The organism is Falsibacillus pallidus, from assembly GCF_003350505.1.
Taxonomy (GTDB): domain Bacteria; phylum Bacillota; class Bacilli; order Bacillales; family DSM-25281; genus Falsibacillus; species Falsibacillus pallidus.
The window spans coordinates 218,608-232,762 of the sequence record NZ_QQAY01000001.1; the positions used below are offsets into that span (position 1 = coordinate 218,608).

At 40.3% G+C, this 14,155-nt stretch carries 14 protein-coding genes; 2 read left to right on the forward strand and 12 right to left on the reverse strand.

Going from position 1 to position 14,155, the window contains the following annotated elements; genetic code table 11:
- Positions 1-221: 221 nt before the first annotated feature.
- From bshC to DFR59_RS01090, 6 genes are all read right to left on the reverse strand, one after another.
- Positions 222-1,850, reverse strand: coding sequence for a bacillithiol biosynthesis cysteine-adding enzyme BshC (gene bshC / locus DFR59_RS01065; protein ID WP_114743777.1), 1,629 nt, complete (start codon positions 1,848-1,850; stop codon positions 222-224).
- 92 nt (positions 1,851-1,942) lie between these two features.
- Positions 1,943-2,332, reverse strand: coding sequence for a DUF3397 domain-containing protein (locus tag DFR59_RS01070; RefSeq protein WP_114743778.1), 390 nt, complete (start codon positions 2,330-2,332; stop codon positions 1,943-1,945).
- A 1-nt stretch (position 2,333) separates the two neighbouring features.
- Entirely contained in the window at positions 2,334-3,230 is an 897-nt protein-coding gene (locus tag DFR59_RS01075; RefSeq protein WP_114743779.1) for a 2-dehydropantoate 2-reductase, read from the reverse strand.
- Between the two features lie 837 nt (positions 3,231-4,067).
- Entirely contained in the window at positions 4,068-5,609 is a 1,542-nt protein-coding gene (locus DFR59_RS01080) for an acyl-CoA carboxylase subunit beta (RefSeq protein WP_114743780.1), read from the reverse strand.
- 219 nt (positions 5,610-5,828) lie between these two features.
- Positions 5,829-6,041, reverse strand: coding sequence for a biotin/lipoyl-binding carrier protein (locus DFR59_RS01085; protein ID WP_114743781.1), 213 nt, complete (start codon positions 6,039-6,041; stop codon positions 5,829-5,831).
- A 19-nt stretch (positions 6,042-6,060) separates the two neighbouring features.
- Positions 6,061-7,401, reverse strand: a complete 1,341-nt coding sequence (locus DFR59_RS01090; protein ID WP_114743782.1) for an acetyl-CoA carboxylase biotin carboxylase subunit — start codon at positions 7,399-7,401, stop codon at positions 6,061-6,063.
- Between the two features lie 499 nt (positions 7,402-7,900).
- Here DFR59_RS01090 and DFR59_RS01095 point away from each other — a divergent pair, with 499 nt between their 5' ends.
- Complete coding sequence (locus tag DFR59_RS01095) at positions 7,901-8,383, forward strand: N-acetyltransferase (protein ID WP_114743783.1); 483 nt, start codon at positions 7,901-7,903, stop codon at positions 8,381-8,383.
- 24 nt (positions 8,384-8,407) lie between these two features.
- On the opposite strand, the gene DFR59_RS01100 is transcribed toward DFR59_RS01095, so the two are convergent.
- From DFR59_RS01100 to DFR59_RS01115, 4 genes are all read right to left on the reverse strand, one after another.
- Positions 8,408-9,019: an RsfA family transcriptional regulator gene (locus DFR59_RS01100; protein WP_114743784.1), complete on the reverse strand. Its 612-nt coding sequence runs from the start codon at positions 9,017-9,019 to the stop codon at positions 8,408-8,410.
- Positions 9,020-9,100: 81 nt separating this feature from the next.
- A complete protein-coding gene (locus DFR59_RS01105; RefSeq protein ID WP_114743785.1) occupies positions 9,101-9,859 on the reverse strand; it encodes an enoyl-CoA hydratase/isomerase family protein in 759 nt (252 codons plus the stop codon).
- A 106-nt stretch (positions 9,860-9,965) separates the two neighbouring features.
- A complete protein-coding gene (gene rpmF / locus DFR59_RS01110) occupies positions 9,966-10,139 on the reverse strand; it encodes a 50S ribosomal protein L32 (protein WP_114743786.1) in 174 nt (57 codons plus the stop codon).
- A gap of 68 nt (positions 10,140-10,207) precedes the next feature.
- A complete protein-coding gene (locus tag DFR59_RS01115; RefSeq protein ID WP_114743787.1) occupies positions 10,208-10,756 on the reverse strand; it encodes a YceD family protein in 549 nt (182 codons plus the stop codon).
- Between the two features lie 241 nt (positions 10,757-10,997).
- Here DFR59_RS01115 and DFR59_RS01120 point away from each other — a divergent pair, with 241 nt between their 5' ends.
- A complete protein-coding gene (locus tag DFR59_RS01120; protein WP_114743788.1) occupies positions 10,998-12,212 on the forward strand; it encodes a nucleotidyltransferase in 1,215 nt (404 codons plus the stop codon).
- A 57-nt stretch (positions 12,213-12,269) separates the two neighbouring features.
- Here DFR59_RS01120 and DFR59_RS01125 read toward each other — a convergent pair whose 3' ends face one another.
- Together DFR59_RS01125 and DFR59_RS01130 are read right to left on the reverse strand one after the other, a co-directional pair.
- Positions 12,270-13,325 (reverse strand): SepM family pheromone-processing serine protease, encoded by a 1,056-nt coding sequence (locus tag DFR59_RS01125; protein WP_114743789.1) that lies wholly within the window; start codon positions 13,323-13,325, stop codon positions 12,270-12,272.
- Position 13,326: 1 nt separating this feature from the next.
- Positions 13,327-14,112, reverse strand: a complete 786-nt coding sequence (locus DFR59_RS01130; RefSeq protein WP_114744227.1) for a patatin-like phospholipase family protein — start codon at positions 14,110-14,112, stop codon at positions 13,327-13,329.
- Between the last annotated feature and the right edge of the window lie 43 nt (positions 14,113-14,155).

Here is a 14,155-nt window from a genome sequence, read left to right on the forward strand (position 1 = left end):
ACTTTCTAACTCAACCTTACCACATCCCCCCACTTTTCACCACATATTTTTTATTTCCTTTTCTTCTATAAAAATTCCTCTTTTATGAGGCTAATTTCGTGCGATATATTTAGCTGTTATTCGAGTATTATTACTACATTCCCGACCAATTTGACAGCAAACTTTCTTTTTCATGAAGAAAAGACAAAAAACCGGCACCTATTTAGGCACCGGTTTTTGGATTAAAGCTTGATCAGCTTGTGTGTTCCATCGAATTCGAATGGGAGTTCCATCAGTTGATCCATTAGTGTAAAACCATATTTATTGAAGAAATAGAATGCATTCCAAATTCGCTCTTGCGGCGAATTCATTGGGCGGAGCGCCCTTTCGATCCGATCGTATTTCTCCAGCAGGACATCATGCTTCTGCTGTATCGTCATGGTTGTTTTCCTTTTCAGGAATTCCACTTGGCTTAAATGGAAAGCAAGATTTTTGTCAGTCAACGCTTTAAGAACAGGATCGATTTGGTCTGCACGTTTTTCTAGCATTTCATATTGTTTCGAAAGCCAGCTTTCTGTTTCAGAAAGGAGTTCTTCCATTCTGTGGTCCTTTACCCCATTCCAATAGGCTTTTTTTTCTTCATTCGTACCGGAACGGAGGACTTTAGATGCGTCCATTTTCAAATCTTCAATTTCAGATTCAACAGCTCGATCTAATAGCGTGATATTGAGTCTGGGAACGATTGGGGGCATTTTCATATCCATTTGTTCAAATGCTTTTTTCAGCTCAGCCCAGTAAGCAATTTCACCAGGTCCCGCAATGAATGCCATTGTAGGGAAAAGCAGTTCCTGCATGATCGGGCGTGTCACCACATTGTTGCTTATCCGCTCAGGCTTTTCCTCAATCTTTTGAAGAAGTTCTTCTTTTGTAAAAGAAATACTTCCGTTTTTTCCTATGAAACGTTTTGTTTCAGCGTCGTATTCCAGCAGCACGCGTTCCTTGTCTTCATAATAGAAGAGATTTACTGCATTTCTACCTATATCGAGCGTTTTTGGGAAACCAGCTTCCCCCACTTTCACTTGTTGGGAGAGGACGCTTGAAGTGATCTCTTCAAAGTCCTTAATCAGCATGCTGTTAAATGGCAGCTCTAATTTCCGCAGGCCGGGATACGCTGAATCAATCATTAACAAACCATACGAATGAAACAGCTTGGCGACAATGTGGGAGAAAAAGTCCACCATACTGATGGATCTTTCAATACATTCATTAAGAAACGAAACCATTTCTTTCGTAAAGGAAGTTTCTCCGAAAGTTTGAAAGACCTTTTTGATCCATTTCTTCATATCTTCCTGTTCGACAGGAACATCAGAAATCATCATTTTCTCATCAAGCGCAAAAGGCATGGAAATCTTCTTGAATTTCCTGTCAGTTTCCGCATAAACATGGTTAACCTCAGCAAAATCATGGTCTTCCCCTGCAATCCAAAAAACTGGGACAACGGGTGAACCTAATTCCTCTTCCTGCTCCTTGGAAAGTTTTATGGTGGAAATGATTTTATGTATTGTATATAAAGGACCCGTGAGGACACCAGCCTGTTGGCCACCTATCACGACTGAGGATTGAGGATGTTTTAATTTTCTTAGGGATTCCTGAATCTGCGGCGAATTTGCAAACGGCTCCATATACATCTTGATACAGTCAGCAAGCTCCTCGCGCTTGAACTCTCTCTTCGATAAATCATTAAGCCTATCTTTATATAAAGTTGGATTCATTAAATTGTAATGAAAAAAATCTACAACTGGCTTTGTCTGCTGCAGATAGTGCGAGGCAAACTGGTTTGCAGCCGGAATCGAAATGTTTACCAGTTCCATAAAGTCATGTACTCCCTTTCTCGTCTCTTGATTTTATCTTCATAGAGTATAGCATTTTAGACTTAGAAAAGAAAAAATCTTGCCTGCACCAATCAAGACAGCCCTTGTACAAGGCTGTTTGTCAGACCATAAATCAGTAAAACAATATAGAGAATGATAAAAATGACAAAATTCAAACGCCAATAACCTTTTAAAACTTTCGCAAAGATGATTTCCCCTTTAGCCTTCCAATAAATGACGACAAATACTACCCCAACAGAAAGGGCGAATAAACATAATAGCCAAATATAGGATTCTTTCCAAATGGCAACTATCGTATAATGGACGGACAAGAATAATAAAAAGGTAGTGAAATCGATGGCCGAATGAACTGCTTTTTTATGATTTTTTGAAAATTGTTTGATTAAGATGAATGCGGCCAAATATCCTAAAAACGGCATGATAATGAAAACCGCAGCCACATTTGAAAAAAACGCCCCCATTTTATCCCCCCTGCTCTACTTCCTTTCCCTTCACCATTTCATAGATCAATCTGCTGAATGCCATTTGATGTCCAAGCAGCTCACCCTGCTTCAAACAATAACCCATTATGGCATCTATTTCTGTTTTTCTTCCTGCCTCTATATCTTTCAGCATGGAAGACCGATTTTCCTTGGTACTTTCACAAATTCCCACTACATTTTGCATCATTTCTTTTTCATCAACTTCTGGGAACAGGGGGATGATTTCCTCTAGGATGGAATGAAGCAGTTTTTTAAAGTAAGGGTTATCCACCAACGAGCCATTAGGTACATTCAATACAGCTGTAAGGGGATTGATGGCGGCGTTGACAATAAGTTTTTTATAAAGGATTTGTTTCCACGAATCGCCAAAAGAAATAGGGAAATCCTCATCATAATCTTTAAGAATGCTTTTGAGTCGAACAACATCGCCTTTTAAAGGAGCAATCCTAGTCAAGCCCGTACCATTGTGTCTCACGCTGTCGGAATCGATCCTCTGACAACCATGTTCTATGGTCCCTAATAAAATATTCTCATTAGGAAGCTCATTGACATCATCCAGGTGACCTAGTCCGTTTTGAAGAAATACCAGCGGAATCTCCTTAGGAAGTTTTGAAAGTATAGGGAGTATCCCCGATAAATGGTATTGTTTTACCATAATCAAGATAACTCCGCAGTCTTCTAATCCCTCATAGGATGAACTCGCTGTCATACTTTTTGAAGTCCAGGGTTCCTTAGCTTTATATAAGGTAATTCCATTATCATTTATTTTCTCTGCTTGATTATTTGTCCGGACAAAAATCTTCAACGGATTCTGCCTTGATAAATACCAGCTGAACAAAAGTCCGGTGGCTCCTCCGCCAATTATGCCAATAGTCATTTTTTACCTCTCCACATGAAATTCTTTCCATAATCGTATCACAACCTTTAAGATAATTCATAACTTACTTATCGGGTAAAAAATCTCAAAATAACAGCAAAAACCAGAAAACCCGATCCTCACTTGGTTTTGAAGTGCAAATAGCAAATATAACGGGTTTTAGCACGTTAAATATCACCACTAATTAATACTAAATTAGAATAGAAAAAAGAAGGCAAAATGAACATCACCTTCCGTCATGTACAGTGCCGTTATGAGTACCATTTTTAATAATCTTAATAATCTTGTTGATAAAAAACGGCTGATTTCCACATTAGTTGGGCGGGGCAGGTTAGACACCTGAGCAGATTAACAGACGGACAAATTCCGCTTAATTAGTAATTATTGATAAAAAAGGCTTAAATAAACGGATAAATTCCGACTATTGACTCGAAAAATTCGGAAATAGAGGAATCTTCTTTGCATAACCGGAAAACTTTCCCTTATATAACCCAAAACGACCTCCATTCTACATTTAGCAGAAAAATTTCCGCTTATTTTACTTTTCCTGTTTACTCCGATGAACGACAAGACATCTTATAATTTGAACTTGAAATAATCATTAAAACAGCACCGGTTTTAGCATAGGAAATAACTTACAGACAGAAACTGCTGTACAATGAAAAATTTGATTTCTAAAACGTTCTCTAAATCGATTTTTAATAGGCTTTAAACATTGATAAATCAATAAAAACGTAGGCTCTAATTTATTTGATAAATTAGAGCCTAAATTGATATTTATTTGATGTTTTTCACCCAAAAACCAGAAAACCGATCCTTAAAGGACCGGCTTTCGTTTTATACAGGATAGACTGGGTGTTTTCGATAGCCAAAAGGCATTTCTTTTGATTCGTAATATCTGAACCTGGTGATCAATGTATCTCTTAGTTCATTAGCGGCAGTAATTTCATCAATGATCATTTCCGACGCCAATTTATAAATATCAATATGCTCTTTGTATTCTTTATGTTTTTCCTGCACAAATGCAATTCGCTCTTTTGGATCTTCAATCGCCTGAATTTTATTGGAATATACTGCATTAACTGCCGCTTCTGGACCCATCACAGCTATTTGCGCCGTTGGCAGGGCAATGCAGCAATCCGGTTCAAATGCCGGACCTGCCATAGCATATAGGCCTGCACCATAAGCTTTTCTTACAATGACAGATATTTTTGGAACCGTAGCTGAACTCATGGCGGCAATCAATTTTGCCCCATGCCTGATAATACCTGCACGCTCCACTTTAGTCCCAATCATAAACCCTGGAACATCCGCCAGGAATAGAAGCGGGATGTGGAACGCATCGCACAGGGTAATGAATTTCGCTGCTTTATCGGCTGAATCTACGAATAATACCCCGCCTTTAATTTTTGGCTGATTCGCGATAATCCCTACAGGTTTACCGTCAATCCTCGCCAATCCAGTAATGATTTCAGAAGCAAACAGTTTTTTAATTTCAAAGAAGCTCTCATCATCTATAAGTGCATCAATCGCTTCGTACATATCAAATGGGGCATTTTGATTTTCAGGTACAATCTCTTCAAGCGTCCTTCCTGCTTTTGGAGATATACCTTCTGCAGCAGGAGGCTTTTCACTGAAATTCTGAGGGAAGAAACTTAAGTACGTCCTCGCCTGATGAATTGCCTCTTCTTCCGTTTGAACAAGAACATCACCACAGCCGCTTACCGTACAATGCATCCTTGCACCGCCCATTTCTTCAAGGGAAACCTTTTCGCCAATGACTTTTTCAGCCATGCGCGGTGAACCCAAATACATGGAAGCATTCTTTTCAACCATGATAACAATGTCACAAAAGGCAGGAATATAGGCTCCACCTGCAGCAGAAGGTCCAAAGAGCAGACAGATTTGAGGAATCATCCCTGACATTTTCACTTGATTATAAAAAATCTTCCCTGCTCCCCTTCTATTCGGAAACATCTCTAATTGATCCGTGATTCTGGCTCCAGCAGAATCTACTAGATAAAGCATCGGAACTTTCAGCTTTTCAGCTGTTTCCTGAATGCGGATAATTTTTTCAACTGTCCTGGCTCCCCACGAACCAGCCTTGATGGTAGAATCATTGGCCATTACACAAACCGTTTGGCCATTGATTTCCCCAATGGCTGTCACTACTCCATCAGCAGGAAGATCTCCTGCTGCATAATTGGCAAACATGGCATCTTCTTCGTATTTGCCATTATCAAAAAGGAGATTCAGACGCTCCCTTACAAATAATTTATTTTGTTCCTTCAATTTCTCATGATACTTCGGCTGTCCTCCAGCTGCGATTTCCCGGCGCTTATCATGGAGTGTCTGCTCGAGTGTCTTTGAGGCAGTCATTTCCATTCCCCCTTTAGTTCGAGTTCGATTCAATACTATTATTTAAAGGCTGATTTCGTAAGCATTTTTGTTAAAACCTTACTGCCGATTTTAACGCGAAATTAGCTGTTCGGCGCGTTGCAATATAGTATCCAGCTCTTTTCTAGCTAAAAACGTTATTTTTATTGTATAAGTGATCCTGCTTTAAAGGGTAAAGCAACAAACTTTGAAAAAAAGAGCCTATTCAAATGTAACTAAAACGTCGCCTTCGTTTACAAAATCCCCGATATTCACTTTCACTTCAGCTATTTTCCCATCCTGGGACGCCTCTACCGGAATTTCCATTTTCATCGATTCAAGCATAATGACTGCCTGACCTGCTGCAACCTCTTCCCCGCTGCCTGCTAATACATTCAATACTGTGCCTGCCATTGACGCTGTTAATTCTTTCATAAGTGATTCCCTCCTGAAATTATTTCTTGATGGATTTTAATTGTTCAATAAATTTCGTACTGTATGTTCCTTTTTGAAACTCTTCATTTTCCAGAATGTCTTTAAAGAGAGGAATATTATTTTTGATCCCCTCTACATTTGTTTCTTTAAAAAACGCAGATGCATTTGAAAGGCATGTCTCTCTTGTTTCGCCCCAAATGACGCATTTGGCAATCATCGGATCGTAGAAAGGCGTCACTTTTGAGCCGGATTCATAGCCGGAATCCACTCTGGCATACTCTGAATCTCCCCACTTCAATGAAGTGATTGTCCCAGGTGAAGGGAAGAAAGTATCCGGATCTTCTGCATACACCCTGAATTCCATTGCATGCCCATCTGCCTGAATTTCCGACTGCATCAATGGAAGCTTTTCCCCTCTCGCAGCAGCAACTTGCCATTTGACCAAATCCAGTTTCGTCAACGCCTCTGTTACCGGATGCTCCACTTGAAGCCTTGTATTCATTTCCAAGAAGTAAAAATTCTCATTTTGATCAACGATGAATTCCACTGTTCCCGCATTTTCATAACGGACTGCTTTTGCAGCATTGAGGGCAGCATCATACATCTTATCTCTCGTAGCTTGGCTAAGATTCGGCGACAACGCTTCTTCAATCACTTTTTGATTTCTTCGCTGGACCGAACAATTACGTTCAAAGAGATGTACGATATTTCCATGTTTGTCTCCAAAGATCTGGACCTCGATATGTCTTCCATCTTCAATGCATTTTTCAATAAACACTTCGTCTGTACCAAAATAGGCTTTGGCCCTATTTTTAGTAGAAGCGAAATGCTGAATGAGCGCTTGTTCATCATTGCAGCGAATCATACCGATCCCGCCGCCGCCGCCGCTTGCCTTTAGCATGACAGGGTAGCCTATTTCAAGTGCTGCAGCCTTTGCCTCTTCGATATCAGCAATACCGTGGGTTCCAGGAACAACCGGCACCCCTGCTGACTGCATCAATTTTCTTGAAGTGATTTTATCTCCCATTTTTTCAATAGTATCCGGGGATGGCCCAATGAATGTAAGACCATTGGAAATGATTTTTTGAGCAAATTGGGCATTTTCCGAAAGCAGTCCGTAGCCGGGATGAATCCCATCTGCTTCTGCTTTTAGAGCTGTCTCAACGATTGCATCCATATTTAAATATGATTTATTTACTTGTGCCTCACCGATTCGATATGCTTCATCCGCTTCTTTCACAAATGGCATTCCTTCATCAGCATCAGAGTACACTGCAACTGTTTGGATCCCCATGTTTCTACAGGTCCGAATGATTCTAGAAGCTATTTCTCCACGATTCGCAATAAGTATTTTGCGCACCTCATGACCCCTTTCCTGCCGTCCTGACAAAATAACGACGTTTAATTGAAAATGTTTTCATTGATTATTAATACTGGATCGCCTGCACTCAGCTCTCCCTATTTAATTTAATTCTACAAATTTCGAGAATATCCTTCTCCTATTGTAAACGCTTCCTAAATTTATGTGCAGAATTTTTTGTCACTTTGTTATATAATAATAGTAAATCCTTTGACCACGTGCGTAATGCACCTTTTTAAAAACAAGGATTTTCAAACGCTTTCACAAAAATGTTATTATTATATAAGGCTCTTTTCTCAAAGTTTGTTGCTTTAAGAATTAAAACAGAATAATTTATGCAATCTATGCGGAAACTTCAGTTCTAAAAGAGCCTGGATACTTCATTTCAACGCGCAAAATAGGTATTTTCACGTTAAAATCGGCAGTAAGATTTTAACACCAATGTTTACGAAAACAACCTTATATAATGAAAACACTCACTAAAAGGGGAGAATTAGCCATGGCAAACACCACTGTAGAGAGATTAAAGGTAAACTATAAGACATTGGAAGAGTTTAAAAAGTTCAAAGAGTACGGTGTCCAAGAACTGTCAATGCTGGAAGATCTGCAAGCTAATATTGTCGAAAATGACAGCGTTTCTCCATTTTACGGAATTTATTACGGAGATAAATTAGTTGCCCGTATGAGCCTATATCAGCGCGACAGCAAATATGATTTGTATTTCAATCCTCCTCAATCATACTTGGAGCTATGGAAACTGGAAGTATTGCCTAACTATCAATTGAAAGGCTATGGAAAGATTCTCGTAGATTTCGCAAAAGAGTTCGGCCTTCCAATCAAGACTAATTCACGAATAAAATCACAAGGTTTTTGGGAAAAAATGGGGTTTGAACCTCTTACTTATGATGTCGAGAGAGATTTAGGAGAAAATCCTATGGTTTGGCTCCCTGAAGGCGTCTCCGAACAAAAATCCAACAGCTGATGCGCTGTTGGATTTTTTTCTATACTATTTGTTTAATCTTTGCAAATTCCCATTTTTGTCCATTGTGAATTTTACTTTTTGCTCTTTTTCATGCTCCTCCATGACCGCCATTTTTCTGGCTCTATCCAAAATGCCAAGGAGCGAACGGTAGTCTTCCTCAAGTGCATGGTATTTATCTCTTGTTTGGAGATAGTTTTGCTCTGCCTCGGCTAATCTGGCCCTCAGCTGCTTTTGATCCTTTTTCAGCTCTTCAATTTCATTTTTTAATTTTTGGACGGAGCCGCCCTCACTTTCCAGCTTTTCCACATATGCTATGAAATCTTTTACACTTAATTCCTTATTTGGAGTATCTTTCGTAGACTCCGTGTCCAGGACTGCCGGTTGGCTGCTGGCAGGATTTTTCTTCTTTTTTGCTTCCTTGCGATGTTTTTTTGCTAATTCGATCCCTGACCGATATTGCTTTCTTACGAAAGAATTCCATCTAAATCCGCATGCAGCGGCCGTCCGGGAAAGCCTTTTCCCAACCTCTTCAAATGCATGAAGCTGAGTTCCACCTTCCCTGATATGTTTCAAGACTACTTCTGCAAGCAATAAATCTTCATCCTGGGACCAGGCATCTTGGCGAGTCGATGTCATACTATCCCTCCTTGCAATATGTTTATTCATACATATGCAGATGGTAGAAAAGATAGACTATTTCTTCAGTCTATAGAGCTCTTAATTTTTCAAAAAACGATCGACCGCTTTATGGTGAGCATCTGATTCCCAAAGTACAGAACAATTCTTGATTTCCTGATAGATCCTATCTTTTAATCCTGTCACCTTCCATTTTTGGACAAGGGAACTTTTATAGGCTGAAAGGACTGCTGTTTCTTTTTGAAGCATCTGTTGGGTGAACTCAACGATTTTTTCTTCTGACCAAAAATCGCTTATTTCCTGAATGAATCCAATTTCTTTCAATCCATGTACATCTTTAATGCTGGATTCACAAAGCAGCTTCAATGCATCCGAAGCTTGAATTCTCTCAAATAATAGGGATGCTCCTCCCCATCCTGTGGTGATTCCCAGGTTCCCTTGAATGAAGCCCATTTTGCTATTAATGCTCGCTATCCTGAAATCACAAGCAGCTGCAATTTCACATCCTCCTCCAACAGCAGAGCCATTAATGACGGCCAATGTCGGTTTCGGTAGGACTGCAAGGCGATACAGAATACCGCCCATTCTGGAGAGCATCCAAAAGGCTTCCTCTTCTGTTTTCAGTCCGTGGAATTCGCTTAGGTCCCCTCCGGAACAGAATGCCTTTTCACCTTCCCCTGTAATAGCCATTATCTTGATTGCCTCGTCCTGATCCGCCAGGCTGATTGCTTCTTCCAGCCCATCCATTACTTCATAATTGACAGCATTCCTTTTTTCCGGCCTATTGATTTTAAATAACAGAATAGATTGGCCAATGGTAGATATGGTATACCCCTTCATTTCGCATCACCTCTTTTTATGTATAAAAAAAGTACGAAGGACCTGGTCTTTTCGCTTCCGAAAACACTTGGTTCCTTCGTACTTTTTGAAAAGAGCTTGTCAGCAATTATTTGCTAACAACTTCTTTTCCTTTGTATGTTCCGCACTCTTTACATACACGGTGAGCAAGTTTCATTTCACCGCAGTTTGGGCATGATACCATACCAGGCACTTGTAGTTTAAAGTGTGTACGGCGTTGTCTTTTCGCAGTTTTAGAAGTTCTTCTAAAAGGTACAGCCATTATTCCCACCTCCTTAAAGAGAGTAAATGTTGTTATGAAGGCCAGAACGAACTGGTTCTTCCCATCATTCAAGAATTTTTATCTTGCTTAAAAAATTCGGATAAACCTGCCAGGCGTGGATCTACTTTTTCTTCATCCTTCTCTTCCAGCTGCTGCTGGACCTGTTCTTCAGTCAGAACTTCCCAATCATTTCCGGAAGGAAGACTTTGATCATCACTGGCTTCTTCACTGAATACTTGCATCGGAACTTCAAGTAAAATAATCTCTTGAATAACTGGGGTCAGATCTATCAGTTCCCCATTTACTGGATGCAATTCTTCATCACCTTCACGCTCATAGTCGGAAGGCTTCAAAAGGAATGTTTCAGTCGTTTGAATGTCAATCGGATAGTCGACATCAACAAGAGTCCTTGAACAAGGCAGGACAATTGACCCGCTGATTGTCAGATGGAATGTCACTTTTTCAGAACTGATATCCGCCCTTCCCATTACATGGATAGGATGAACATCCCTGATTTCAGGATCCATCTTTTTCAATTGGTCGGACAGATTGACGGTCTCATCAATTTGCAGTCCCTTATCTCTAAATTTCTGTAATTGTATCGTTGACCATTTCATAAGGAATCACCTCTAGGCAACAAAGGTTATTATAGCTTTTACTATCACCTTTTGTCAATATTTTTTCTTTACACAATGTGAATGCATGTGCTCTCTTCATTGTAAAAGATTATTCTAAGATTATCTACCATTTCGCGCACGGAGAAAACATCCCATTGCTATAATCCTATTATTTCATTTACACTAAAACAAAATACCTGAATCGATGACGGCAGAAAAATAAACGCAAGGAGGACTTAGCATGAAAGCTGCTGGGGTAGTAGTTGAATATAATCCATTTCATAATGGCCACTTGCATCACTTGGAAGAATCTAAAAAAATGACAGAAGCAGATGTCATGATTGCCGTGATGAGCGGAAATTTCCTGCAGAGGGGAGAGCCTGCGCTTGTTTCGAAATGGGCCAGGACAAAGATGGCATTGAAAGCGGGTGTTGATATTGTCATTGAGCTGCCTTATGCATTTGCAGCACAGCAGGCCGATCAATTTGCTTTTGGCGCCATTTCTTTACTGGACGCCATGAATTGCTCCAGTTATTGTTTTGGGAGCGAATCCGGAAATCCTGAAGCGTTTGAGCGGACACTCCAGTATGTGAGCAGCTCGGAGAAAGAATTGAATCATAACATTAAATCCTTCATGAAACAAGGCATGAGCTATCCATCAGCCTTATCTCATGCTTATACTGAACTTGGATTAACTGAAGCAGACTACATAGACCTCACCAAGCCAAATAATATTCTCGGCTTTCATTACATGAAAGCCGAGGTCCGAATCGGCTCAAATATGAAAGCATACACAATCCCGAGAAAGAATGCAGACTACCACGATGAAGATTTTACTTCCGCAACTATTGCAAGTGCCACAAGCATAAGAAAAGCCATTTTTTCGCCAGCTTTTAAAGAATCAGTGATCACCCAGTATATCCCTCCTTCCTCCGCTCGGGAATTAGCTTCATATAAAGAAGAATTTGGCAGGTTTCACCAATGGGAGGATTATTGGCCCTTGCTCCAATATAAACTCCTTTCTATGCCTGTCGGATACTTAAGAGAAATCTATGAAGTGGAAGAAGGCATCGAATACCGTTTAAAAGAATGTGCAATTGGTTCAACGTCTTTCAAAGGGTTCATGGAAAGGGTGAAAACGAAGCGCTATACTTGGACAAGGATCCAACGAATGTGCATTCACATCCTAACGAATGCAGCCAAAAAGGAAATGAAAGAAAAGTCCGAAGCACCTGAATATATAAGGCTTCTTGGTATGAGCAGCAATGGAAGACGCTATTTGAATGAAGTGAAGAAAGATTTGAAGCTGCCTATCATTTCAAAACTCTCTTCTGCAGATAAAGACATGATCCACTTGGATGTGAATGCATCAAACATATATGCAATGGGGCTGCAAGAGCCTTTTAGAGGGAAATTGATGAAATTGGAATTTGCTTCTCCGCCTAAAATTGTTTAATAAATATCCTCTATTCAAAAGGGACAGCGGCTGCTGTCCCTTTTCTTATTCTGGCAGTTATTTATGAGGCGAAAGTTTGTTCAAATATTCAACAGCATCATCAAATGTTTTGACTGGAACGATTTTCATGTCTGTTCCAATTTCCTTAGCTGCTTTTTTTGCTTCCACGTAATTGGATTGAAGTTCCGGATGGGATTTTTTGATTTCAGGAGGAATTTCATCATCAGGAGCAAAAAAGATATCAGCACCTTTTTTGTCCGCTGCCATTACTTTCAGCTGAATGCCTCCAATCCTTCCTACTTTCCCATCAGGCGAAATGGTCCCTGTCCCCGCAATATCCATCCCTTTCGTCAAGTCCTCTTTTGTTAATTGATTATAAATTTCCAGACTGAACATCAAACCGGCGGAAGGGCCGCCAATTTCATCTGTCTTCATCGTTACCGGCGGGGTCGAAATCAACTCCCTGTCATCAACCAATCCGATTCCGATCCCAACTTTGCCTTCAGATTCCCCAGAATTAAATTCTTTGAGCTTTATTGTACCCGTTTTCTCTTTATCATCATGAACATATGTAAGTTTGATGGAATCTCCAGCAGATTTCTTTTGAACATACGCAATGAATTGTTCTGAAGACTCAAATTTATGTCCATCAACTGTCGTAATCCTGTCACCTGCTTTCAAAATCTTGGAAGCTGGCATTTTCGGATAGACATCAAGTACATAAATCCCCTTATATTTAAAATGATATGGTTTCTTAGCTGCACGATAGGCGACTTGTATAGCATTGTTCTTAGAGTTTTCCATATAATAAAGCTGCCTGACATTGTATTCCTCGTCAGTTTCTTCCTCGCCTTTCAATTGGTCTTCCGGTATAATTTCTTCAAAATCTCTTACTTTTGCCACTACATAGGAATAGATATTCGCCCTCCCCATCCGAACGGTGGTCAGCATCAATTTCCCTTTTTCGTCAAAACCTCCGTCTACATGCACAATGGGCTCCAGTTCGTGGGCTGCACCCGGTTTCGTGACATAGTATGGGAGGTTGATGAACATTGAAGCAGCCAATAGGATAGCAGCCGCTGTCAATATTCTGTACGTTATTTTCTTTGCCATATCATTCTGGCTCCTTCCAATCAGCAATCGCTTTTTGAATAGATGGGATCATCTTCAGTGCTTCTTCTTCCCCTATCTTGATAATTTCACTTATGTTTGTAAATGCCCTTGTACTGTACTGTTCGACATGTGGCCTGATCATAATATCAGATTCCACTTCTCTGTTCGCTACAAGCTCCATCTGCATAATGTCGATGCTTTGCATGATTACGTCATAAATGGTTGAAATCTCCGCATTCCGTTTAACATGCGACACATCCACAGCGATGACAATGTCAGCACCCATATCCTTTACAACCGATACCGGGACTCGATCGATGACGCCTCCGTCCACAAGCAGCTTCCCATCAACTTTTTCGGGAACAAAAATTCCCGGAATGGAAATACTTGCTCTCACAGCTTGGGATACTGGTCCCTGTGTGAAGATGACTTTCTCGCCATTTGTAAGGTCAGTCGCGACGACAGCAACCGGTATATGGAGATCCTCCAGATTTTTCCCGTGTGCAAAAAGCTGAATGAATTCCTTGATTCGATTTCCTGCAATAAACCCCATTTTTGGTACAGTGAAATCAAGATAAAATTTTCTTCTAAATGCAGTAGACAGTTTATACAGTTGGTCCATATCATGGCCAACTCCATAAAAGCAGCCTACAAGTGCACCCATGCTGCTGCCTGCAATTAAGTCGATATCGATTTGATGATCCTGAAAGGCTTTCATGACCCCAAGGTGTGCAAATCCCCTTGCTCCCCCAGAACCAAGCGCCAACCCAATTTTTGGCTTATCCAAAAGCCGTTCCCCCTTTTGGACTGAAGTATTCATGAATGAAATC

Bases quoted from the DNA above. Each gene is read 5' to 3' on its own strand.
- bshC (WP_114743777.1), bottom strand. From the start codon at position 1,850: ATGGAACTGGTAAACATTTCGATTCCGGCTGCAAACCAGTTTGCCTCG.
- DFR59_RS01070 (WP_114743778.1), bottom strand. From the start codon at position 2,332: ATGGGGGCGTTTTTTTCAAATGTGGCTGCGGTTTTCATTATCATGCCG.
- DFR59_RS01075 (WP_114743779.1), bottom strand. From the start codon at position 3,230: ATGACTATTGGCATAATTGGCGGAGGAGCCACCGGACTTTTGTTCAGC.
- DFR59_RS01080 (WP_114743780.1), bottom strand. From the start codon at position 5,609: ATGACTGCCTCAAAGACACTCGAGCAGACACTCCATGATAAGCGCCGG.
- DFR59_RS01085 (WP_114743781.1), bottom strand. From the start codon at position 6,041: ATGAAAGAATTAACAGCGTCAATGGCAGGCACAGTATTGAATGTATTA.
- DFR59_RS01095 (WP_114743783.1), top strand. From the start codon at position 7,901: ATGGCAAACACCACTGTAGAGAGATTAAAGGTAAACTATAAGACATTG.
- DFR59_RS01100 (WP_114743784.1), bottom strand. From the start codon at position 9,019: ATGACATCGACTCGCCAAGATGCCTGGTCCCAGGATGAAGATTTATTG.
- DFR59_RS01105 (WP_114743785.1), bottom strand. From the start codon at position 9,859: ATGAAGGGGTATACCATATCTACCATTGGCCAATCTATTCTGTTATTT.
- rpmF (WP_114743786.1), bottom strand. From the start codon at position 10,139: ATGGCTGTACCTTTTAGAAGAACTTCTAAAACTGCGAAAAGACAACGC.
- DFR59_RS01115 (WP_114743787.1), bottom strand. From the start codon at position 10,756: ATGAAATGGTCAACGATACAATTACAGAAATTTAGAGATAAGGGACTG.
- DFR59_RS01120 (WP_114743788.1), top strand. From the start codon at position 10,998: ATGAAAGCTGCTGGGGTAGTAGTTGAATATAATCCATTTCATAATGGC.
- DFR59_RS01125 (WP_114743789.1), bottom strand. From the start codon at position 13,325: ATGGCAAAGAAAATAACGTACAGAATATTGACAGCGGCTGCTATCCTA.